Consider the following 21,654-nt stretch of genomic DNA (forward strand, 5'->3'; position numbering starts at 1 on the left):
CCACGGAAAAAAAGTTGAGGTTTTACGAATGGAAGATTTTCTGCGGGCCTGCCAGAGCGCTGTTCTGGACAACGAGGCAAAGGTACTGGCGGCAAAGATGGGTGTTGCGCATGTCGGCCTGCTTCAGCGCGCGAACCCGGACAACGAGGCTCATCACCTGACCGTGGAGCATCTGTTCGGGATCTTGCTGCACACCGGCGACATGCGCCCATTGCAGGCCCTGGCCAATGAGTTCGGCTTTGACTTGGTATCGAAGTCGGCGCCGGAGCCGCAAGCGCTCACCAAGTCGCTAATCAACGTAGGTAAGGAAGTTGCCGACCTGACAATCGCGGTGCACGAAGCGCTGGAAGACAACCACGTCAGCTCTTTCGAAAAGAGCCTGATCCGCCAAGAGATCAATCACGTTCGGCAGAGCCTGGACGTGATGGATGCGTCGGTGAAGGCAGCCTGAATTTCAGGCACAAAAAAGCCGACGGTCGAGGTCGGCTAATTCGATAACACTTTGTGAGTCCGATTATATGCAAACCCCGCCACATATCAATAGCTCTACCAATCTCGCGCCACGTTTTTCGCAATCTGAAAACGTGGCGCGCAATTCAGTAGTGATTCCGTTCGACTTCGACGGCGCCGCAATCCGGGTCATCACCGACAAGCTCGGCGATCCGTGGTTTGTTGCGCGCGACGTCGCTGACGCCCTCGGCTACTCCAAACCGGAGAACGCGGTGGCCCGTCACTGCAAGGCTGCGACCACTACCCCGAAACAGGGTGGTGGTTTCATGACCATCATTCCTGAGCGGGACCTGTACCGGCTGGTGATGAAGTCCAAGCTGCCGGCCGCCGAGAAGTTCGAAGAGTGGGTGGTCGGGCAGGTGCTGCCGAGTATCCGTAAGACCGGCACCTTTTCTGCCCATGGCCCGAACAACTCCAAGATCGTCGGCGAGCTTGCCATTTTGGAATGCTTCGACCGCCTGTTGAAGCCTGCCAACTCCAGCAAGATGCTGATGCTGGCCAAGATCGCCGCCAACAACGGCCTGGACGCCAAGTTCCTTCCAGGCTATGCGGTGGACGCCGCCCCTGATGCCGCTGGTGGCTCTTCGATGCCCACCAAGGCAATCACCGCCCTGATCAAAGATCACGCCTTCGCCAGCACGGCCCGCGCCTTCAACCTTGCATTGGAGGCCCACGGCTTCCTCAAGGTCCTCCAGCGCAAAAACTCGAAACAGCAAATGGTGGATTTCTGGTCCGTGACCGAGAAGGGCATGGCCTACGGCAAAAACCTCACCAGCCCTCAATGCCCCCGTGAGACGCAGCCTCACTGGTACGTGGATCGCTTCTTTGAATTGGCCGCTAAGGTCGGGAAGGCCTGACATGCAATACACCGTCACGATTAACCAGGTGAAGGCGCTGGAGTGGGGGCTGAATTCTCAGCAGGCCCTGCTGTTCGCTTTCGTCTACGGCTGCCCGAGTTGGACCAAGCCAATCAAGACCGATGACGGGATCTTCTTCGCGCTGAGCAAGGCCAAGATCATCGAGGAGCTGCCGCTGCTCACCGATAAGCCGGATACGGCTTACCGCATGCTGAAGGCCCTGGAAGAGTCCGGTTTGATTGAGCTTTCCAGCACTTCGAACATCACACTTTTTCGCCTCACAGAGAAGGCCGTCGAGTGGAACCAGAAGCTGGATGGATCGGAAAAATATCCGACCCCACCAAAAAACAAGGGTCGGAAAAATATCCGATCTACCTCGGATAAATCTCCGAGCAAGGTCGGAAAAAAATCCGAGCAAGGGTCGGAAAAATCTCCGACAAATCAGGATACCAATCATCAGGGTACCAATCAGGACACCAGTCAGGACTTGCAGGACGTCGCCGGCAAGCCGGCTCAGTCCCGCGGCTTGATGCTGGTGGTTGATCGTACCGATGCCCCACGGGTTGAGATCCCCGCCGACATGCCGGGCCCCAAAGACCAGACCTGCAAAACGTTCAAGGTCTGGGCGAACTACGCCATGGCTTACCGCAAACGCTATAGCGCTTGGCCGGTTTGGAATGCCAAGGTCGGTGGCCAGCTCGGCCAACTGGTCGACCGCCTCGGCGCGGATGTCGCCCACCACGTCGCTGCCCACTTCCTGAAAACCAGCGATGCCGCTGTGCTGCGCAAGTGCCACAGCCTCAACGAGCTGCTGGCCAACGCCGAGAGTTACCACACCCAGTGGGTGACCGGGCAGCGAGTCAATGGCACAACCGCCCGCCAGATGGAACGGACAGAAGCGAACCACTCCGCAGCGGAGCAGGCCGCCCAGATGGTTTTGGCCAAACGGCAAGCAGGTGACCGCAATGAATACCTTTGAAATGAATGACCAGCAGGTTGCCGGGCTGGCCGCCGCCATCTGCGCCACCGCCGAGGCCATGGGCCAGGAAATGAACCCAGGCACTGCCGCAATGATGGCCGAAGATCTTTGCGCCTACCCGGTGCCGGTCGTCAAAGCCGCGTTGAAGGCCTGCCGATTCGAAGTGAAGGGCAAGCTGGCGATGGCCGACATCCTGCAACGCGTCCAGTCCTCCGACGGGCGCCCGGGCAAGGACGAGGCCTGGGCCGTCGCCATGACCACCAACGATGAATTCGAAACCGTGGTGCTGACCGACGAGATCCAACTGGCACTGGCTGTCGCGAAACCCATCTTGGATGGCGGCGACAAAATCGGTGCGCGCATGGCGTTCATTGACGCCTACCAAAGGTTCGTGGGCCAGGCCCGCGAGGATGCGAAACCGGTCAACTGGCACGTGTCGGTGGGCTTCGACTCCAATCGCCGCATTCAGGCCGTCACCAAGGCTGTGGAGCTGAAGCGCATTCCCCAAGAGCACGGCCAGAAGTACTTAGCTGACCTGAGCATTGTTCCAGTTACCGAGGATGGCCGCGCCATTGCTGGTTTGCTCACCGGCACCGTCACCCAGCCAAAGCCGCTGATGCGCGCAAAGCTCGAGATCGTGAAGAACTCAATGCTGGAAATGCGAAAGGCCAGTGAAGAGCGGAAGCTCGAAATGCGGATTGACGCTGCCAATGAGTTGGCGGATCGCCGCGCGCTGCTGATTAAGCAGGCCCAGGATTTGGAAGCGAAGAAGGTGGCGCAATGACCAAGCCAGCCAAGCCCCGTCCAATGCCCGTGTACCTGGTGCTTCGCCGCCTTGTCGATCCGGCCACCGGCAGAGAGGTCGCGGCGTTCGTGCCGTCCTCCGATGCTGACCGGTCGATCCTTCGCGAGCGTGAATTCAAAATGAACGCGAAGATCCGCGCCGACCTCAAGCAGCCGCGCAACCCTCGGTTCAATGGATTGGTCCACGGCCTGGGCCGGGTGCTGAGCCAGAACATCGACCGTTTCTCTGGCAAGCAGTCACACGACGCTATCAAGGCACTGCAGCTGGAGTCGGGCGTGTACTGCGACGAGGAAGCTTTCGACATCCCCGGCCTGGGCCAGCTCACCCGCAAGACACCCCGCAGCCTTTCCTACGACTCGATGGGAGAGGAGACCTTCCAAGACTTCTGGCGCCAGTGCTGCGCGTACCTGATGCTGCACGATTGGCCGACGCTCACGGAAGAGCGCCTGACCGAAATGGCCGAGTTCGAAGCATTCAAGGAGGCCGCATGAGCCATAACTTCAAGCCGGGCGATCTGGTGATCATTATCAAAGCGCTCCCTGAGTGCGCCGAAAACATTGGCCGGTGTGTTGAAGTCGTCGAGGTTGATAGCCCGGCCATCGATGATTATCCGATTCGTGTCGGGGGCGAAAACCTTCTGGGCTTGAATCAATTTACCGGAGCTCCAGAGCTGACAGACCAGTGTTGGGGTTCCTCTAAATGTTTTATGCCCCTACGTGGCGACTTCACCCAAGACCAGCAGAAAGCCAAGGAGGCTGAGCCATGCTTGTAACAACCAAGGAACGGAAAAAGAAAACCTGCAAGAACCCGGCATGCGGCATCAGCTTCCCGCCGCAGCGCCTGGGTCAGGCCGTATGCAGCCCGAAGTGTGGCCTGGCCATCAAGGACATAAACCAGGCAAAGGCGCGCAAGTCGCTGGCCCAGGTTGAGCGCCGCGAGATCAAGATCCGCAAGGAGAAGCTGAAGAGCCGCGGCGAACACATGCGTGAGGCTCAGCAGGCGTTCAACGAGTACGTCCGCACCCGGGACCAGGCCGCCGGGCACCTCTGCATCTCCAGCGGCAAGCCGTTGGACTGGAGCGGCAACGCAGTCGATGCCGGCCACTACCGCAGCGTTGGATCCGCGCCGCACCTGCGCTTTGATGAGCGTAACTGCCACGCCCAGAGTAAGCAGGACAACCGGTTCCTTTCCGGCAACGCCGTGGACTACCGGATCGGTCTGATCGCGCGCATCGGCCAGGAGGCCGTCGACGCCCTGGAAGCTGACCAGAGCGTGCGCAAGTACTCCGTGGAGCAGATCAAGGGCATCAAGGCCTACTACAGGGCAAAGACCAGAGAACTGAAGAGGGCTGCAGCATGACCTATCGCAACGTTGTTTCAGCAGTAGTTCGGGCGCTCGCGGCCGAGACCATCAGTTCCGCCGGCGGCTGCGACTTTGAGCCGAAGGTGCAGTGCGCCAAACAGAAGGGGGAGATAGTCGGAAAGGAGGCGGCGTTTCTCCAGGACTGCTGGGTGTTCGGTCGGCTGCACAAGGCGCTCACCCCGGCACACTGGCGCGCGCTGGTGGCGAAATACTCGACGCACCAGGAACGAAAGCATGGCGCCATTTTGGAGCTCCTGAATTCGGTGAAGACCCCGGCGCCGAAGCGCTTCCGGGAATGCGCGGTGCTGACCTGGGCCATTCCGCAAGTTGCCGGTGCCGACGGCAAGCGTTCTGCCGCTGTGCTGCCGGCCGCCTGGTACGACATCACAAATTGGGATAACGACGGCAAGCCAGAGTCGACGCGGTACCGGTGGCGCTCAGGGATCCGAAAGACGCTGGATGACCAGGTGAACGAGGCGCTCACTGCCGCTCAGGAACTGCTTGATGCAGAGGGATTAATCGAAAGTTGTGTGGCGTAGTAAAAAGCCGTTGCAATGAGTGAGAAAGTGAGAGAGGATTTACCCATCCTATCGATCTTGCGCGTTAGGGGTTCACACTGCAAAGCCCGGCTTATATGTCGGGCTTTTTATTGCGCTCAGTTTGTGCAAGGTCGAAAATAGAGCTTCCGACTATAAACTGGGAGAGCGTCATGGTTTTGCGTGGCATGGCACAGATGCATGTCGACGACTTGGCGGAACGGTTCAAGAAGTTGGTTGTAGGGCAGGCTGGCAACGCGGATATTCAGTTAGCGTGGGTTGTTTTTTATCAGGGCAGAATGTTCGGAGCTTATTCAACGGCCGAGCTTGCACTGAAGAAAATAACGGACATTGAGCACTGCATCAGCATCGACGAGGCCCCAGTCCCTCAAACTTCAAGCGACTAAAGTTTTTATGAAGCCCCGCCTAGAGCGGGGTTTTTTATTGCCCACGGAAAGGGCGATTCAGCAAAAGGAATTTGCAGATGTTGAAAGAATTCAGATGCGGTAACTGCAACCGACTTCTCGCCCGTACGGGTGGGTTTACAGAGCTCCAGATCAAGTGTTCCCGATGCGGGACGTTGAATCATGTGAAGGCCGCGAGCCTCGAGCAATCGCCGATGAGCGCCATACGCCCAATACAGAGGCCTGAACTTAAATCAGCTAAGTAACGGAGTTTAAAATGGAAAACGCAAATTCGGCGTCTCAAACCTTGCAAGATCTTTGGACCCAAGTGCAACCGGTGGATAACACCGGCATGCTTAGGCGCGTGGTTTTTGGGGACGGCAAGTTTTATGCGGCTGGTGGCAACGGTCTTCCCACAACCACTCAGCTTGTCAGCGGAGGCGCGACTGGTACAACTTGGACCAGGTTTAAGGACGTCGTCACCTCTGATAGCGGAAAGGTCCTCAACGATCTGTACTGGAACGGTATTGGGACACAGCTTCAAGCCCTTTCTCAATCCGGCAATGTGGCCTACGGCAGCACAGCACGCCCTGAAAGGGCTTGGACAAACATTACGGCAACTGTTCGCGTGTCCGGAGACTTGCAAGGCATTGCTTATTATCAGCCAATTTCCGGCAGCGACGCGACCTGGATACTGGTTGGGTCTAACGGTAAAGTCTTTTCCCGTTATGGCGATTGGTCAGGCCAGGTGGAGCGCACTACGACCTTCACTTCTGACGAGACTGTGTACTGCGTCAACGTCATTGGCGTTTTTGTGTTGGTTGCGGGATCGAATGGGAAGCTGCTTAGCGCTGTGAAGATGGCGACGGGTAATCCGCAATCATTCTCGACCGTAACCAGCACCTTCGGCACTAGCACCATCCTTTCCATGAAGCTTTGCAACGGGAAAATGTTTATCGTTGGTGCGGATGGCAAGATGGCATATTCACCCGATGGGCTTAACTGGACTGCTGTTGCAGATACCAGTTTCGGTGGAACCATCATCCGCGACATTGCTTACGGTAATGGCAAGTATGTAGCTGTCGGCGACGGCGGCAAGACAGCCGTTTCCGAGGATGGGATCGGCTGGGTTCAGCAAGCCAACACTTTCGCAGGAACCGATATCCGGAGCGTCGCCTACGGCAACGGCAATTTTGTAGCTGTTGGTGCAGGCGGCAAGATTGCTTACTGGACTCCATGATCTTCTATCTGCTTGCGTAATAGAGCCCAGCCGTCGCGCTGGGCTTTTTATTGCCCACGGAAAAGGGCGATTCAGCAAAAGGAATTTGCAGATGTTGAAAGAATTCAGATGCGGTAACTGCAAAAGACTTCTCGCCCGAACGGGTGGGTTTACAGAGCTCCAGATCAAATGTTCCCGATGCGGGACGTTGAATCATGTGAAGGCCACGAGCCTCGAGCAATCGCCTTTGAGCGACATGAATGCGGAATCCTCCGCGACAAATCATTCGACTCAATAGGTGAAAAATGGATCTTCCAGGAATTACTATCACGGCCCCAGAGCCATTTTACCCAGGACTTGATCAATCGGGCGGTATCACAATTCAGAATCCTGCAATTGTATTTAACCAAATGCAGTTGATGCGTAACAATTATTACGCCAAAGGTATGTGGCGCGAGGTATTGGTTAAATTGTGTAAAGACGCTGAATATTACATGAACGCGAGCGGCGGGCGTTTTGAAGCGTGGATGGTCGGTGATGCCCTGAAGCGTGATTTAAAAATTTTGCCTTACGCCGATAACTACATGTGTGTCACGGGGTATACTGCTGAGGGCGCTCTTTGGAATGCTTATCAAAATCCACTTTTGGTGACGAAGCCTAATGCAGTACAGGAAGCCAAGCAGATGTCCGCGTCTGAATTAGGCCCTGTTTCTGCACTAGGGCATTTCATTAATGGCAACGGCGCTACTGTAGAGATGGATATCACCAAGCTGGGCTTAAAGCCTTCCGTAACACCGGTGCCACTTCTGGAACAGTATTTCGCCAATATGCCGGTGGGCACGTCAAAGGTACTCATTGATAAAGTGCCTTATGATACTTTTCAGGATTCATTTAACACTGGCACAGTTCTAGGGCATATCACTCTTAAGATTGAAGGCACCGCTACAAAGTCTGACACAGGCGCGATTACATTCACTGGTGAGGCACGCGCTTATAATGATAGGTACGATGCAAACCAAGGGTCCTTCAGGAATGCACTTCCAGAGGCGGCTACGACTATCTTGCGTAAAATTCAAGAAGTGACGAACGCCAAAGAGTATGAAATCTCTATCAAGGGCTCTCTACCCATCAATATCCAACGATAGGTGACGCTTAGGGGGCATGGTCAAAAGCCCTGCCTCCTCCTTAGCGCTACCAAGCTGTGTAAGCCCAGCGTAGCTGAATGTGATGAATATGGATTTTGTGTGGAGAAATGTGGTTTTCTCGAAGTTGAGTTTGACGGACCGGTCTTATAGAAACTAGTATTTGTACATGACTCGAAGGTTTCTAGATAAAAGGTTGGTGCCATATGATCTCTTGGAAGCAGTTTTTTTTAGTTTTATCTTTGTCAGTCTTGGCATTTGTTTTATTTGTGTGCTCAATTGCTGGTGCGGTAGAAAACCCAAATGACCTAAGTGATACGTTAGGCATTCCGGCGGCATTCATGTTCGCAGTCATGCTTATGTGCGTAGGTCTTTTTTCTTTGGTCGTATCATTGGTCTCTTTGATAGTATGTCGTGTGATTGGGGAGTTTCGTTTGAGGACGAGATTTTTTGTGTCTTTTATTGCCAATGTCCCTTTGTTGCTAACTTATGCTTTTGGATTTTTTTCTGTCGCGGTTTTTTCGTATGATTCTTTGGTTGGCGTTCTAAGTGGACTATTGTTTGCATCGGTTTTTTGTTGTGTTTGTGTGGGGTTGTTTCAAGTTGCTAAGCTCAGGACTGAGTTGGTGTGACGCTGGTCTTTAAATTAACTGTCCTGAAACTTTGGTGTCGCGAAGAAGTTTAGAAATTTTGCACGTCAAAATTTACGGCCTCGGCATTTGCCGGTGCCTTTTAGTTTTTGGCTCCACCACGCCCATTGCTCTGAGCTGGGAGTGCTGCTGGGGTTGACTTATTTCAAACATGCCCCACGGAGTCGAGCGCATGGAGTATCTACAGCGCCTGCTCGACAAGATCGACAGGTTCGAATTGCTGATTGCGGGCCTAGTTGGTGCCGTGATCGCCAGCTGGTGGCACAAGGACGACTTGAACGACTGGCGTGCCTGGATGATCTTCCTCATCACCGGCATGGCCTGCTCGATCTACCTGACGAGCATGGTCAGCACCTACCTGGGTGTGACGGAGCCGAAGATCGTCGCCGGCATCGGCTTCCTGCTGGGCGCATTCGGCGGCTCGCTCCTGGCGGCCATCAATCGAGCCATCAAATCCGCTGACCTCTGGGCGCTCATTCGCCAGCGGTTCGGGGGAGGCAATCCACCATGAATCTTGAACTGATCAACTCCATCGCCTGCGGCCTTATCGCGCTGTGGGCAGCCTGGTGCGTACTGAGTGGGAAGGTGAGGGACGGCATTCTCGGCAAGCTGATCTACTCGGCCATCGCCATCAGCGGTTTTGTCGTTATGGCTCGCAGCCAGAATATCTTCTTCGGGCCGACCAGTGCCGGCCTGACGCTGCATGTAGCTTTGGCTTTGGCCGGTGCCCGACACATTTTTATGGTCACGTATTGGCAACGGGTGAAGGTCTGGCTGTGCCGGACGTTGAACTGCGAACACTGCCTGCACTGTGACAAAGCGCCTGGTGGTGTCGAGCGGCGGGGCAAGTAGTTCGCGCCACGTTTTCTAATGCGCCAAATCGTGGCGCGGCAGTGGAGCAGGGCATGACCGCCGGCAACATACCTTCGTCGATCCTGAGCGAGCCAGTGGTGCAGAGGATCATCGAGGAGCGGCTTCAGCGGGTGATTGCGTGACGACTAAGCAGCCAGCTGGAAGACAAATATTGGCAGTATTGAGCCTTAATGCCGGTTGTCATATGATTCATTCAGGAGATGGCATTCCTCCTCATAACCGCCTTCTGGCTGATGATGCCTACGCAAACCCTATGGAGGGTGCGTAGGCCATCGCCTGTCTTTCCATAGGGATCCTCAGATCTCTTTGGAAGTCTCGAATGTACAAGTCTCTCTTCGCGGTAATCATTGGTGGCAGCTTCGGCTGTGTGCTTCGGTGGGCGCTTGCCTTGAAGTTTAATGGTGCGTTCCCCAGCATGCCGCTGGGTACGCTCCTCGTTAACCTGATTGGCGGACTCATCATAGGGTGCGCCATGGCCTTCTTTATCAAGATGCCAGATCTCGATCCTGCGTGGCGATTGCTCGTTACCACGGGTTTCTGTGGCGGGCTGACTACGTTTTCAACGTTCTCCGCTGAAATCGTATTCATGCTGCAAGAAGGTAGATTCGGCTGGGCTGCTGCTACGGTGCTCACGCATGTCCTGGGGTCGTTGTTGATGACCTTCATCGGCTTCGGGCTAGTGACGGCGCTGGATTAACCCCTATAGCCGCTAGGCCTGGAAGTTTGCAAGGAGCATTCGATGGAAAGGCCATACCCGCCCTCGTCACTACTTGAATTGGCCGAGATTTCCGACTTTGGTATCCGGTTGACCCCGGCGCCGGAGGTGTGGGAGTGGCTCCAAGCCGAGATACTCGCCGACACCGGCAGCATTCACAACGAAGACCATGCCCACCTACTGGATGCAGACATCCGGATCATGTGGGCGTCGTCGAGCTTCGAGAAGCAGGGCAGGACAGTTCTGCGCCAGGCCGAGCAGGTAGCGTTCCGCGCCGGTGGCTGGCAGAAAGCACGGATGGAGCAACAGATGCGTGATTGGTTCGGCGATGTGCCGGCCTTCATCATCACGCTTGCTGCTGACTACTGCTCCCAGTGCAGCGACATCGACTTCTGTGCCTTGGTGGAGCATGAGCTCTATCACATCGCCCAGGCGACCGATAAGTACGGTCAGCCAGCCTTCACCCAAGACGGCTTACCCAAGCTTGAGATGCGCGGACACGACGTGGAAGAGTTCGTCGGTGTCGTCCGCCGCTACGGTGCAAGCCCTGCCGTTCAAGCGTTGGTGGATGCTGCAAACAGTCCTGCTGAGGTGGGGAAATTGAACATTGCGAGGGCCTGCGGAACCTGTCTGCTCAAGTCGGCCTGATTTTAGACAGGTTAAGACGGATGATCGCCAATGGCAGCTCTTCGAAGTGAGGTGAAAGCCTTTATTGTTCAGGCTCTCGCGTGCTTTGACACACCTTCTCAGGTGGTTGAGGCCGTATTAAAAGAATTCAACGTTGTTGTCACTCGCCAGCAGTGCGAATCACACGACCCAACAAAGGCAGCCGGCAAAGCGCTGGGTGAGAAGTGGGCAACGATGTTCCGTGAGAGCCGCAAGCGGTTCCGCGAAGAAACTGAAGACATCCCGATCGCCAATCGAGCCTTCCGACTGCGCGCCCTGAGCCGCATGGCTGAGAAAGCCGAAGGCATGAAGAATATGGCGCTGACTGCCCAGCTACTGGAGCAGGCTGCCAAAGAGTGCGGCGACATCTACGTCAACCGGGCCCGGAAGGAAGAGGCGGGCGACGAGCCAGTGATCCCTACCCGCATTCAGGTCGACGTGGTGGATGCGAGGAAGCCGAATGCCGAGCCTTAATGTTCCGCAGGCTCAGTTCCTCACGCTGCCTCATAAATTCCGTGCGTTCGTTGCCGGGTTCGGCTCAGGCAAGACCTGGGTGGGATGCTCGGTACTGAGCAAGCACTTCATGGAGTGGCCCGGCGTTAACGCTGGCTATTTCGCACCGACTTACCCGCAGATCCGGGACATCTTCTATCCGACCATGGATGAGGTGGCCTACGACTGGGGGCTGAAGACCAAGATCAACCAAGCGAACCACGAAGTTCACATCTACAGCGGCCGGCAGTACCGCGGCACTGTGATTTGCAGGTCGATGGAGAAGCCGCAGACCATCGTCGGTTTCAAGATTGGCCATGCTCTGGTGGATGAGCTGGACGTGCTGACTGCCCTGAAGGCACAGCAGGCCTGGCGCAAGATCATCGCCCGGATGCGCTACAACTTGCCCGGGCTGAAGAACGGTGTGGACGTCACCACGACGCCGGAGGGCTTCAAGTTCGTTTTCCTGCAGTTCGTGAAGCAACTGCGCGACAAGCCATCACTCAAGGACATGTACGGCCTGGTGCAGGCCAGCACGTTCGACAACGAGCTGAACTTGCCGGACGACTACATCGCCTCCCTGATGGAGTCGTATCCGCCTCAGCTGATCATGGCGTACCTCAAAGGCCAGTTCGTCAACCTGACATCCGGCACGATCTACACGGCCTACGACCGCAAGCTCAACGGGTGCTTCGACACCGTGCAGCCCGGTGAGCCGCTGTTCATCGGGATGGACTTCAACGTCGGCAAGATGGCGGCGATTACCCACGTTAAGCGCGACCAGGGGTTGCCCAGGGCTGTAGATGAGCTGATCGACGGCTACGACACGCCCGACATGATCCGCCGCATCAAAGAGCGCTACTGGCAGCACGACGGCAACGACTTCAAGAAGACCTGCGAGATCAGGATCTACCCGGATGCCTCAGGCGATTCGCGCAAGTCCGTGAACGCCAGTATCACCGACCTGGCCATGCTCAAGCAGGCCGGGTTCTCGGTCATCGCTCCAGCGGCAAACCCGCCGGTGAAAGATCGAATCAACGCAATGAACGCCGTCTTCTGCAATGCGCAGGGCGAGCGCCGCTACTTGATCAATTCGCTCACCTGTCCGACCTATGCCGATGGCCTGGAACAACAGGTGTGGGGCGCGAACGGGGAGCCAGACAAAACCGCCGGCGTCGATCACGCGAATGACGCCGGCGGCTACTTCATCCACCGCGAGTACCCGATCATCAAACCGGTCACCGCTATCAAAATGGGATACGCCCGATGAGCAACGACGTCTCCTTCAAGCGGGCGGAATACACGGCAGTGCTGGACCGCTGGGCGACCGTTCGCGACGTTTGCGCGGGCCAGCACCGGGTTGTCGATCGGCTGCCCTACATCAACGCACACGACAAGTCGCCGGAGAACCAAGATCGGAATCGGGCTTACCGCGAGCGGGCGGTGTTCAAGAACGCCACCGGACACACACGAAACGGGCTGCTGGGTCTGGCCTTCCACAAAGATCCGACGCTCGCGGTACCGAAGAAGCTGGAATACCTGCAAGACAATGCGAACGGCTCAGGAGTGAGCATTTACCAGCATTCACAGGGCACGCTTGAGAAGGTGCTTGAAGCTGGTCGCCACGGCCTGTACGTCGATTATCACCAGGACGACGGCATCGGCGGTCACTCGGTGATTTTGTCCTACTGTGCTGAAGACATCATCAACTGGCGTACAGGCATGGTAAACGGGCATAGCGTGCTGACCCTGGTGGTGCTGCGCGAGTCGCCGGAGATCCCGGAAGGGTTCGGCTACAAGACGGCTGAACAGTACCGGGAGCTGGCGCTTGAGGATGACGGTTTCGTTTGTCGTGTTTGGCGCCGGTCCGGGCCGAAAGGTGGCGGGCCGCTCGCGGTCATCGAAGAGTTCAGGCCGGAAGGCGTCACCGGGCGTCTCAAGGAGATCCCGTTCACCTTCGTCGGCGCGCAGAACAACGACCCAAGCATCGACGAGTCGCCGCTGTACGACATCGCCATGATCAACCTGGGCCATTACCGGAACAGTGCCGACTACGAAGATAGCGTTTTCTGGTGTGGGCAGGCTCAGCCCTATATCTCTGGGCTCGATGAGCAATGGCGTGACCACATGGAGAAAAACGGCATTTACGTCGGTTCCCGGGCGCCAATGCTGCTTCCTGCCGGCGGTGCCTTCGCCTATGCGCAGCCACTACCGAACACCCTGGTCAAAGAGGCCATGGCCGACAAGAACCAGATGATGATCGAACTGGGTGCCCGAATGGTGGTTGCGTCACTTGCTACCAAGACCGCAACGGAGTCCCGCGGCGATCAATCGGCATCTACCTCTGTGCTGGCTGGCTGTGTGGCGAACGTCAGTGAGGCCTATACCCGGGCGATCATGTGGTGCTGCGCCTACATGGGCATCGCTGACAAGAAGATCGCCTACCAAGTGACTCAGGAGTTCGTCGAACTCACGGCTGATCCGCAGATGATCACAGCCTTGGTTGGCTTGTGGCAGCAAGGCGGCTTCGCGAAGGCAGACCTTCGGGCCTACCTGCGCAAACTGGGCCTGATTGCGCCAGAGCGTACAGACCTGCAGATCGACGGCGAGTTGGAAGAGCAGGGTGACGGACTGGGCCTAGACGACGAGGACAAACCAAATGGCGGTAAATCCGGCAGTACTTGATGCCACGATCCGGCACGCGGTCTTCCTCGAAAAGCTGAAGGCAGGGGAGGTCGGCAAGTTTGCTCCCTTCCTCAAGGAGATTGACCGATCTATACGGGATCGGCTGACCCAGTCGGACCTGACCGAGTACAACGTCAAGCGTCTGGAAGCGCTGCTGAAGGAGGTGGACAGCCTGTTGCTGGGCATATTCGACCGCTACAGCGCGCAACTGAACCTCGACCTAGTGGACATCGCCAATTACGAGGCCGAGTTTGAGGCGACCAGCCTTGCCAGGTCGGCGCCGGCTGGTGTGTCGATGGATGTGGTCGCGCCGAGCGCTGCTGCAATCCGTACCGCGGTACTGACCAACCCGCTCAGCGTGCGTGGCACTGGCGGCGGGAAGCTGCTGAAGGCCTTTATCAAGGGCTGGACCAGTGCAGAGCGTGAGCGCGTCACCGGCACGATCCGGCAAGGCTTCTTCGAAGGGCAGACGAACTTCCAGATCATTCGCAACATTCGCGGCACCAAGGCGGCAGGGTACAAAGACGGCACCCTGGCCACCACCAACCGCAATGCCAGCACGGTCGTGCATACCGCGATTCAACATGTGGCATCCCAGGCACGGATGGAGGTCGCGAAGGCCAACACGGACATCGTGCAAGAGATCCAGATGGTGGCCACCCTGGATAGCAAGACCAGCCAGTTGTGCCGCTCGATGGACAAGCGCAAGTTTCCGGTGGATTCCGGCCCAAGGCCGCCTTTCCACCCTAACTGCCGCACCACCTTCATTCTGTTGACCAAGCTCAGCGCGATGTTCGCCAAGGGCGCAACGCGTGCCTCGGTAGGTGCTGACGGCGGAAAGCAGGTCAGTGCTGACCTCGATTACTACCACTGGCTCCAGCAGCAGCCTGCTTCGTTTCAGGACGTCGCCATCGGTCCTGTCCGGGCCAAGCTGTTCAGGGAGGGCGGTTTGACCGTCGAGCGCTTCGCCGAACTGCAGCTTGATCGGAATTTTGCTCCATTGACGCTGGTGCAGATGAAGGGGCTGGAGCCTCTGGCGTTTGAGCGAGCAGGACTGCTTGACCCACTGTAGCCTTTGATGCCAGTTTATTAGCATCTATGGACGGGTCTATAAAATGTTAAGAAAACTTAATGATGCAGATAAAAAAAGTCTTTTGGATTTCTCCTATGATTTTCTTAGTGACTTAGACTCTATCTTTCCGAGGAATTCTGTTGTTTTTAAAAAATATAATAAAAAGCTGAAGGGCTTTAGAGATTTATTGACGGATTTTTTCAATAGGGGGTTGCTTGATAAAGATGACGCAACTTCGTTATTTGTGGCTCTAATCCAGATTCGGCGGAATGATATTTTAAGGTCGAATATTTCCAAGGGTAATATGGAGTACGCTCTGAAAGTGGTTGCCAGCATGGCGAGCCGATCGAGAATGGATCTGCATAAGCTTTGTACTATTATGGCGGCACATTATAGAATTAGAAGTGTTGCGTCTTCTGAAAGTGCTTTTCAAATTTTGCAAAGTTTATATGATTCAGGTGCGGTGTCGGTGTATACCGGATTTCTTCGGGAAATCAGTGACCATTTAGATGTTGTAAATATGGGTTACGATATTGACTTAAGTTAATCCGTACTAAAAAACAATCAACCCGCTTCGGCGGGTTTTTTTATGCCTGCAAAGCGGGCAAAACATACCCAAGGGGTGCATCAACGTGGCAGAAGAAAACGAAATCGACCTGGAAAACCCGGCAATCAAGGCCGCCATCGCGACTGCCGTTGAAGCATCCGTTTCCGGTTTGAAAACCAAGAACTCGGAACTGCTGGGCAAGCTGAAGGAAACCTCCAGCAAGCTAACCCAGTTCGAAACCCAGTTTGAAGGCATCGACATCGACGCCGTCAAAGGCCTGCTCAGTCGTGCCGGCCAGGATGAAGAAACCAAGCTGCTGACCGAGGGCAAGGTGGATGAGGTCTTCAACCGCCGCACCGAGCGCCTGCGTGGCGACTACGACAAGCAGTTGAAGACGATCAGCGAGCGCGCCGAGAAGGCTGAATCCTTCGCTGCCAAGTTCCAGGGCAAAGTCCTGGGCGATTCGGTACGCGGCGCAGCACTGAAGGCCGGCGCTCTGCCGGAAGCAACAGATGACATCATCCTGCGCGCCAAAGGCGTGTTTACCCTTAACGAAGATGGCGATGCAGTCGCCGTTGATGAATCCGGCCAGGTCATCCTCGGTAAAGACGGAAAGACCCCTCTGACTCCGCTCGAATGGGCGGAATCTCTGCGCGAAAGCGCACCTCATCTGTGGCCAAGGGCTTCAGGGACATTTGCCCCGGGCGGGGGTGGCGGCAAGGCTGCATTCAAGCGCTCCGAAATGACCTCCGAGCAGAAGCGCGATTTTCAGCGCAAGCACGGCCAAACCGCATATCTCGCATTGCCCAAGTAAGGGGATTGACCCATGGCTACAACCGTTAACAGCGACCTGATCATCTACAACGATGAGGCGCAAACCGCATACCTGGAACGTGTCCAGGACAACCTGGATGTATTCAACGCATCGTCCAACGGCGCAATGGTGCTGGACAACGAACTGATCGAAGGTGACTTCCGCAAGCGCGCTCTCTACAAGCTGAACGGCTCCCTGGAACACCGCGACGTTAACTCCGACGGCAAGGTAACCGCCAAGAAGATCAGCGCTGGTGAAGCTGTTGGAGTCAAAGCTCCCTGGAAGTACGGCCCGTACCAGACCACCGAAGAGGCATTCAAGCGCCGCGGTCGTCCGGTCGAGGAGTTCTCCCAGATCGTCGGCGCCGACGTCGCTGATGCAACCCTGGAAGGCTTCATCCAGTACGCAACTGCTGGCCTGCGTGCCGCCATCGGCTCCAACGCTGACATGGTGGTTTCGGCCAACATCGAAACCGATGGCAAGAAGACGCTGACTCGCGGTATGCGCAAGTTCGGCGACAAGTTCGGCCGTATTGCTCTGTGGGTCATGCACTCCAGCGCCTACTTCGACATCGTCGACGAAGCCATCACCAACAAGATCTACGAAGAAGCTGGCGTCGTGATCTACGGTGGCCTGCCGGGCACTCTGGGCAAGCCGGTACTGGTGACCGACACCGCGCCGGCGGATGTGATCTTCGGCCTGCTGCCAAACGCCGTAACCATCACCGAGTCGCAGGCGCCGGGCTTCCGTTCCTACGAAGTGAACGACGAAGAAAACCTGAGCATCGGCTACCGCGCGGAAGGCACCGTGAACATCGATGTGCTGGGTTATAGCTGGAAAGCTACCACTGGCGGTTCCAACCCAACCCTGGCTGCCGTCGGCTCCGCTGCCAACTGGGTCAAGCACGCAGGCAGCAACAAGGTCACCGCTGGCGTGATGATCACGCTCACCGCAACACCTCCGGTCACCGGTGGCTAAGGTTCAAACTCAACGCGCGGTCAGCGATGGCCGCCTTGGAGAAACAAATGGAACTGACTTACAGCAACCAGTTGAGCGGCTTTGACCCGGAGAAGCGTTACCGCAATCCGGAACACTTCGATAAGCCCGAAGCGGGTGTGACCAGCGTGCTGGTGATTGGCGATTGGCCGAGCGTGGTCAATGCGTACGAAGCAGCCGGCATCGATGTGTCGGTGAAGGAAGCCAAGCGGGCGCAGATTGTTGGTGCGGGCAACCAAGCCGAGCTGGAAAAGGTGATCGCGGCTTTGCGTGCTGAGCATGGATCGATCCAGATCCTTGTTGACGGCCTGGAAGCTGGCGAAATCCACCGTCCAGAGTCTGGCGAACTGGCGTTGCGCCTGTTTGACGTGCTGGGCAACATCCATGCTTCGGTAGGTGAGTTGACCACTGAACGTGACGGCCTGGCTTTGACTGTCGACGCACTTCGCGGAGAGGTTGAAGCGCTGAAGAAGTCTGCCCTCACGCCGCCGGCTGATGAGACCGGTGAAGTCGCGGCGCTGAAAGCAAAGCTCGACGAAGCCAAGATTCAGTATCGGGCCAACGCCTCCAAAGAATCCCTGGAAAAGCTCGTAGCTGAGCTGCCCAAGGAGTAATACTGCAGGCTGTCGGTCACCCGGCGGCCAATTTACAAACTATTCCAGCGAGTTGACGCATGACACTCATCATCGAGGACGGCACCGGCAAGCCTGACGCCGAAAGCTACGCAAGCGCTGAGGACCTGGCCATGTATGCCGTGAAATTCGGCACGGTCATCCCCGCCGGCGTTCCCGAGCAGGAAGCGCTGCTGCGCCGGGCCGCCCTGGCGATGGATGGCATGACCTGGAAAGGCCGCAAGATGAACAGCGAGCAGGCCTTGTCCTGGCCGCGCCGGGAAGTGCTGTTGGACCACGAGATCAAGCCGAACAACTACCTCCCGGCGCGGATCCAGTACGGCCAGATGGCCCTTGCCGCCGAGATCCATCAGGACGATATCGACCCAATCGACAAGCGCAAAGGTGCTGTAACGCTGGAGCGTGTCGAAGGGGCGGTAACTCGCGAGTACGCGACGATTTCCAACACCAGCGGCCGGCTGTTGCCTGCGGCGCCTGATCGGCCGAGTGCAACCCAGTTTGCCGACTACCTACAAAAACGCGGGCTGTTCGCAATCCGCGCATAACAGCGACGGAGACCACCATGGCCACCTTCTACGACGAAATGGCCGTGATGGCTCTGGTGATGATCACAGAGTTCGGCCAACCCGTGACCATTAGCAGGACGGTGCCGGGCGAGTACGACCCGGAAACGGGTGGGGAAGCACCAGGCGCCACTGTTGAGCAAACCGCCCAGGGCATCCTGCTCGACTTCACCGGAATCGAATTCCAGAACAACAGCCTTATCAGGCAGGGCGACAAGAAGCTGAAGATCGCCGCGCAGGGCTTGGCCTGGGTACCGGGCTTGCTGGACAAGGTGGTCACTCAGGGCCGCACTTGGGCCATCGTCCCGCCGCTGAAAGAGGTAAACCCCGCTGGCACGCCGATCCTCTACGAATTACAGGTGCGGTCATGAGTCGGGCGGGCGCCGGTCAGTCCGGCAGCTTCGCCCTGAGCCTTGCCGAGTTCGCCGCCCAGGCCGGGGAAGCAATCGACGCAAGCCTGCGCGAGATCATCATCGAGGTCGGTAGCAGCCTAATCCGTATGTCGCCCGTGGGTCACCCGGAGATCTGGGCCCAGAACGCTGTGGCAACCCAGTACAACAAGGCTGTCGATGACCAAAACAGCGCGCTGCGCAGCGATCCTGCCAACCTCACGAAGGCAGGCAGGCTAAGGCCAGGGCGCAAGGTGCACGACGGCATGGACATCGTCGCACCGGCGGGCTACGTCGGCGGCAGGTTTCGCGGTAACTGGATGTTCAGCATCGGTACACCGAACAACGCCACGACAGAAGAGGTTGACCCTACGGGCACCAAGTCAACGGCGCGTATCACTGCCGGAGCAATCGAATTCAAGGCGGGCGACACCTGCTTCATCACCAACAGTCTCGGCTACGCGATCCCGCTGGAGTTCGGCCATTCGACCCAGGCGCCCGGCGGCATGGTGCGGGTAACCGTGGCTCGCTTCCAGCAGATCGTGCTGGAGGCCATCAGGAACAACCAGGTATGAGTCACGCAATCATCGCTTCGATCTACGAGGCAAAGCTCATCGCCTGGAACGCTGCCAGGTCGGAGAAACTGAAGATCGTCTTCGAGAACACGGCCTACACGCCGGCGGCGGACGAGACCTACCTGCGAGCTTTCACGATCCCCGGCGACACCGCGAGCAATACGCTCGGCGGCGATCACCGGCTGTTCACCGGCGTGTTCCAGGTGAACATCATCGCGCCGGCGGGCACCGGCAAGACCATGACGACCCCAATAGCGGCCGAACTGACAGGCCTGTTCCCGTTGTACGCCCGGGACACGAAGGGCTCGGTCACCGTGGTGACCATGTCGCCGGTCGACCCGGGGCCCGGCATCACCGGCGATTCCACCTACACTGTCCCGGCCTCGTTCTTGTACCGAGCCGACACCTTTTGATCCAAAGCGTTAGAATTCCTTCATGAATTTGTGTGGGGATACCTGCGATGGACGAAATCAGGAAGCAACGACTTCAGTATCTAAGTGAGTGGGTAGAGCACCATTGCTACAGGAATCGTGAAGAGATTGCCTTGAGTGAACGGTGTCTATGCGTCGGATGCGGTCTTTGGCTTGTTCCCACTGAAATTATAAAGTGGTACGAGGATAAGCATGCCTGCTGTCCAGGCTGTGGCCTTACCGGTGTGGTTGTAGGTTCGAAATCCGGTATCCCTTTGGACGAGGTCCGAAGCAATATGAAAGTCGATTAGCAACAAACACATTTAGCCCGTTGGGCAAACATCGAAACCCGCCTCTGTGCGGGTTTTGTCATTTCTGAAAAGAGGAAACACCCATGGCCGGCATCCAAATGCCCAACGGCGCCACCTTCGAGATCGCAGCCACTTACGGCCCAGCGATCCCATTCACTGCCCTGACAAATGCAAATCCGGCTGTGGCGACTGCCGCAGCGCACGGCCTAGCCGAGGGCGATGTCATTGCAGTCAACTCCGGCTGGACTCGCCTCGACGGGCGTGGTGTCCGTGTTGGTGAGATTGCCAGCGGCACCTTCGCCTTGGAAAACGTGAAAACCACCAACGTTCAGCAATACCCGGCCGGTTCCGGCATTGGTTCTGTTCGGGAGGTGACCGGCTTCACCGAGATTTCGCAGATTACGGAGTTGAACTCTACCGGTGGTGATCAGCAGTTTCTGACCTTTGGCTTCATGGCAGACGATGATGATCGCCAGATTCCAACGACGAAGAATCCGATCACGCTGACTATCACTGTTGCAGACGATCCTTCGAAGCCATATGTGGACATTTGCGAGTCCGCAGACGACGACAAGCAGGCTCGCTTACTTCGCCTGAACCTGCCTGGCGGTAGCAGCATCATTTACAACGGCTATGTATCAATCACCACGACCCCCAGTATGTCTCGTAACAACCTGATGACACGCGTTATCAGCGTTGCGTTGACTGGTCGTCCATCTCGCTATGCGGCAGCGGTGTAAAGAATGGCCAAGTTCAAAATTGCTCAAAATCCGACATTCAAGGCTGTTGTGGATATCCCTCGCGTGGGCGGCGCAGTGATCCAGGTCCCGTTTGAGTTCAAGTACCGGAACCGGAAAGAGTTGGCAGCTCTGTTTGCTGGCTGGCAGGAGAAGGTTAAGGAAGATCAGGAGTTGTTCAAGGCAAAAGCGGACGACCTGACGCTGATCGACATTACCGATGCCGACATTGAGCGACAAGTAGAGCAGGTCGAAGCGCTGGTTGAGAACTGGGGGTTTGACGACAAGCTTTCTCAAGACTCCATTCGTGCACTGGTGCAGACATCGGCCGGTGCCGGGGAGGCAATTGTGGCTGCTTATCAAGCAGCTTACGCGCCGGTCCGCTCGGGAAACTGATCAAGGTCGCACGCCTGATGTATCAGCGGGGGCCGTCAGATGCAGATCTCGCGGCCTTCGGCTTGATGGCTTCCGACATTCCTGAAGAGGACTGCGATGTGCTGGCTGACAACTGGCCATCCTTCGTTCTCTTCAATGCCATGTACACCCAATGGCGCACCGGAATGGGTGGGGCGTGTGGCCTCGACTACACGGCGCTACAAGACGTTGCCGAGCTCATCGGCATGAAGAAGAAAAAACAACTCAGAGAGATCTTCCCCGACCTTCAAGTAATGGAGGCCGAGGCGTTGCTCGTTATGTCTGAGCAATCGAAATAA

Annotated in this window: 33 protein-coding genes and 1 riboswitch; all 33 genes read left to right on the plus strand. The window is 56.8% G+C overall.

All coding sequences use genetic code 11. From position 1 onward, the window contains the following. Window positions 1-28 precede the first annotated feature (28 nt). The 33 genes from NVB75_RS01495 (at window position 29) to NVB75_RS01655 (ending at window position 21,654) form a co-directional block, all read left to right on the plus strand. Complete coding sequence (locus tag NVB75_RS01495) at window positions 29-451, plus strand: phage regulatory CII family protein (protein WP_258345561.1); 423 nt, start codon at window positions 29-31, stop codon at window positions 449-451. 67 nt (window positions 452-518) lie between these two features. Continuing rightward, window positions 519-1,367 carry a BRO family protein gene (locus tag NVB75_RS01500; RefSeq protein ID WP_258345565.1) on the plus strand — a complete coding sequence of 283 codons (849 nt, stop codon included), beginning with the start codon at window positions 519-521 and terminating at the stop codon, window positions 1,365-1,367. A 1-nt stretch (window position 1,368) separates the two neighbouring features. Next, complete coding sequence (locus NVB75_RS01505; protein ID WP_258345566.1) at window positions 1,369-2,346, plus strand: phage replication protein; 978 nt, start codon at window positions 1,369-1,371, stop codon at window positions 2,344-2,346. After that, a complete protein-coding gene (locus NVB75_RS01510; RefSeq protein WP_258345567.1) occupies window positions 2,333-3,130 on the plus strand; it encodes a hypothetical protein in 798 nt (265 codons plus the stop codon). Before NVB75_RS01505 ends, NVB75_RS01510 begins: the two co-directional genes overlap by 14 nt. Continuing rightward, window positions 3,127-3,642 (plus strand): hypothetical protein, encoded by a 516-nt coding sequence (locus NVB75_RS01515; RefSeq protein WP_258345568.1) that lies wholly within the window; start codon window positions 3,127-3,129, stop codon window positions 3,640-3,642. Before NVB75_RS01510 ends, NVB75_RS01515 begins: the two co-directional genes overlap by 4 nt. After that, the gene (locus NVB75_RS01520; protein WP_258345569.1) at window positions 3,639-3,923 is read left to right on the plus strand and encodes a hypothetical protein; all 285 of its coding nucleotides are present in this window, start codon (window positions 3,639-3,641) and stop codon (window positions 3,921-3,923) included. The genes NVB75_RS01515 and NVB75_RS01520 overlap by 4 nt, the downstream gene beginning before the upstream one ends. Continuing rightward, window positions 3,914-4,510: a recombination protein NinG gene (locus NVB75_RS01525; RefSeq protein ID WP_258345570.1), complete on the plus strand. Its 597-nt coding sequence runs from the start codon at window positions 3,914-3,916 to the stop codon at window positions 4,508-4,510. Before NVB75_RS01520 ends, NVB75_RS01525 begins: the two co-directional genes overlap by 10 nt. Next, window positions 4,507-5,052 carry a hypothetical protein gene (locus NVB75_RS01530; RefSeq protein WP_258345571.1) on the plus strand — a complete coding sequence of 182 codons (546 nt, stop codon included), beginning with the start codon at window positions 4,507-4,509 and terminating at the stop codon, window positions 5,050-5,052. Before NVB75_RS01525 ends, NVB75_RS01530 begins: the two co-directional genes overlap by 4 nt. A gap of 170 nt (window positions 5,053-5,222) precedes the next feature. Continuing rightward, window positions 5,223-5,456 (plus strand): hypothetical protein, encoded by a 234-nt coding sequence (locus NVB75_RS01535; RefSeq protein WP_063030594.1) that lies wholly within the window; start codon window positions 5,223-5,225, stop codon window positions 5,454-5,456. Between the two features lie 77 nt (window positions 5,457-5,533). Continuing rightward, window positions 5,534-5,719: a Com family DNA-binding transcriptional regulator gene (locus NVB75_RS01540; protein ID WP_053256750.1), complete on the plus strand. Its 186-nt coding sequence runs from the start codon at window positions 5,534-5,536 to the stop codon at window positions 5,717-5,719. A gap of 11 nt (window positions 5,720-5,730) precedes the next feature. Further along, window positions 5,731-6,693, plus strand: a complete 963-nt coding sequence (locus NVB75_RS01545; RefSeq protein WP_258345573.1) for a hypothetical protein — start codon at window positions 5,731-5,733, stop codon at window positions 6,691-6,693. A 91-nt stretch (window positions 6,694-6,784) separates the two neighbouring features. After that, on the plus strand, window positions 6,785-6,970 hold the full coding sequence (locus NVB75_RS01550) for a Com family DNA-binding transcriptional regulator (protein WP_087693996.1): 186 nt from the start codon (window positions 6,785-6,787) through the stop codon (window positions 6,968-6,970). Between the two features lie 7 nt (window positions 6,971-6,977). Continuing rightward, the gene (locus NVB75_RS01555) at window positions 6,978-7,817 is read left to right on the plus strand and encodes a lipid II-degrading bacteriocin (protein WP_258345574.1); all 840 of its coding nucleotides are present in this window, start codon (window positions 6,978-6,980) and stop codon (window positions 7,815-7,817) included. Window positions 7,818-8,020: 203 nt separating this feature from the next. After that, window positions 8,021-8,446, plus strand: coding sequence for a hypothetical protein (locus NVB75_RS01560; protein ID WP_258345576.1), 426 nt, complete (start codon window positions 8,021-8,023; stop codon window positions 8,444-8,446). A 190-nt stretch (window positions 8,447-8,636) separates the two neighbouring features. After that, the gene (locus tag NVB75_RS01565) at window positions 8,637-8,975 is read left to right on the plus strand and encodes a hypothetical protein (protein WP_003218335.1); all 339 of its coding nucleotides are present in this window, start codon (window positions 8,637-8,639) and stop codon (window positions 8,973-8,975) included. After that, window positions 8,972-9,316: a hypothetical protein gene (locus tag NVB75_RS01570; RefSeq protein ID WP_177071700.1), complete on the plus strand. Its 345-nt coding sequence runs from the start codon at window positions 8,972-8,974 to the stop codon at window positions 9,314-9,316. The genes NVB75_RS01565 and NVB75_RS01570 overlap by 4 nt, the downstream gene beginning before the upstream one ends. Before the next feature lie 208 nt (window positions 9,317-9,524). Next, window positions 9,525-9,587, plus strand: a riboswitch (Fluoride riboswitch). 69 nt (window positions 9,588-9,656) lie between these two features. Continuing rightward, on the plus strand, window positions 9,657-10,034 hold the full coding sequence (gene crcB, locus NVB75_RS01575) for a fluoride efflux transporter CrcB (RefSeq protein WP_063030586.1): 378 nt from the start codon (window positions 9,657-9,659) through the stop codon (window positions 10,032-10,034). Window positions 10,035-10,076: 42 nt separating this feature from the next. Further along, a complete protein-coding gene (locus NVB75_RS01580; protein WP_258345578.1) occupies window positions 10,077-10,700 on the plus strand; it encodes a putative metallopeptidase in 624 nt (207 codons plus the stop codon). A gap of 30 nt (window positions 10,701-10,730) precedes the next feature. Beyond that, window positions 10,731-11,192, plus strand: a complete 462-nt coding sequence (locus NVB75_RS01585; protein WP_242201978.1) for a DUF2280 domain-containing protein — start codon at window positions 10,731-10,733, stop codon at window positions 11,190-11,192. Further along, window positions 11,179-12,480, plus strand: a complete 1,302-nt coding sequence (locus tag NVB75_RS01590) for a terminase large subunit (RefSeq protein ID WP_258345579.1) — start codon at window positions 11,179-11,181, stop codon at window positions 12,478-12,480. Before NVB75_RS01585 ends, NVB75_RS01590 begins: the two co-directional genes overlap by 14 nt. Continuing rightward, window positions 12,477-13,895 carry a DUF4055 domain-containing protein gene (locus NVB75_RS01595; protein ID WP_258345580.1) on the plus strand — a complete coding sequence of 473 codons (1,419 nt, stop codon included), beginning with the start codon at window positions 12,477-12,479 and terminating at the stop codon, window positions 13,893-13,895. Before NVB75_RS01590 ends, NVB75_RS01595 begins: the two co-directional genes overlap by 4 nt. Continuing rightward, complete coding sequence (locus tag NVB75_RS01600) at window positions 13,870-14,967, plus strand: phage head morphogenesis protein (RefSeq protein WP_258345581.1); 1,098 nt, start codon at window positions 13,870-13,872, stop codon at window positions 14,965-14,967. The genes NVB75_RS01595 and NVB75_RS01600 overlap by 26 nt, the downstream gene beginning before the upstream one ends. Window positions 14,968-15,010: 43 nt before the next feature. Further along, window positions 15,011-15,514, plus strand: a complete 504-nt coding sequence (locus NVB75_RS01605) for a hypothetical protein (RefSeq protein ID WP_258345582.1) — start codon at window positions 15,011-15,013, stop codon at window positions 15,512-15,514. A gap of 85 nt (window positions 15,515-15,599) precedes the next feature. Further along, a complete protein-coding gene (locus tag NVB75_RS01610) occupies window positions 15,600-16,328 on the plus strand; it encodes a hypothetical protein (RefSeq protein ID WP_258345583.1) in 729 nt (242 codons plus the stop codon). Between the two features lie 12 nt (window positions 16,329-16,340). Continuing rightward, window positions 16,341-17,306, plus strand: a complete 966-nt coding sequence (locus tag NVB75_RS01615; RefSeq protein ID WP_042572010.1) for a major capsid protein — start codon at window positions 16,341-16,343, stop codon at window positions 17,304-17,306. A gap of 47 nt (window positions 17,307-17,353) precedes the next feature. Then, complete coding sequence (locus NVB75_RS01620; RefSeq protein WP_258345584.1) at window positions 17,354-17,938, plus strand: hypothetical protein; 585 nt, start codon at window positions 17,354-17,356, stop codon at window positions 17,936-17,938. Window positions 17,939-17,997: 59 nt separating this feature from the next. Next, window positions 17,998-18,501, plus strand: a complete 504-nt coding sequence (locus tag NVB75_RS01625; protein WP_258345585.1) for a DnaT-like ssDNA-binding protein — start codon at window positions 17,998-18,000, stop codon at window positions 18,499-18,501. A gap of 17 nt (window positions 18,502-18,518) precedes the next feature. Beyond that, window positions 18,519-18,890: a hypothetical protein gene (locus NVB75_RS01630; RefSeq protein ID WP_258345588.1), complete on the plus strand. Its 372-nt coding sequence runs from the start codon at window positions 18,519-18,521 to the stop codon at window positions 18,888-18,890. Continuing rightward, entirely contained in the window at window positions 18,887-19,483 is a 597-nt protein-coding gene (locus NVB75_RS01635; RefSeq protein WP_258345591.1) for a hypothetical protein, read from the plus strand. Before NVB75_RS01630 ends, NVB75_RS01635 begins: the two co-directional genes overlap by 4 nt. Continuing rightward, entirely contained in the window at window positions 19,480-19,896 is a 417-nt protein-coding gene (locus tag NVB75_RS01640) for a DUF4128 domain-containing protein (protein WP_258345592.1), read from the plus strand. The genes NVB75_RS01635 and NVB75_RS01640 overlap by 4 nt, the downstream gene beginning before the upstream one ends. A gap of 391 nt (window positions 19,897-20,287) precedes the next feature. Further along, complete coding sequence (locus NVB75_RS01645) at window positions 20,288-20,944, plus strand: phage tail protein (protein WP_258345593.1); 657 nt, start codon at window positions 20,288-20,290, stop codon at window positions 20,942-20,944. Window positions 20,945-20,947: 3 nt separating this feature from the next. Continuing rightward, a complete protein-coding gene (locus NVB75_RS01650) occupies window positions 20,948-21,337 on the plus strand; it encodes a phage tail assembly chaperone (protein WP_258345594.1) in 390 nt (129 codons plus the stop codon). A 17-nt stretch (window positions 21,338-21,354) separates the two neighbouring features. Continuing rightward, the gene (locus tag NVB75_RS01655; protein ID WP_258345595.1) at window positions 21,355-21,654 is read left to right on the plus strand and encodes a DUF1799 domain-containing protein; all 300 of its coding nucleotides are present in this window, start codon (window positions 21,355-21,357) and stop codon (window positions 21,652-21,654) included.

The sequence above is a fragment of the Pseudomonas sp. CBS genome, from assembly GCF_024734645.1.
In the GTDB taxonomy this organism is placed as follows: Bacteria; Pseudomonadota; Gammaproteobacteria; order Pseudomonadales; family Pseudomonadaceae; genus Aquipseudomonas.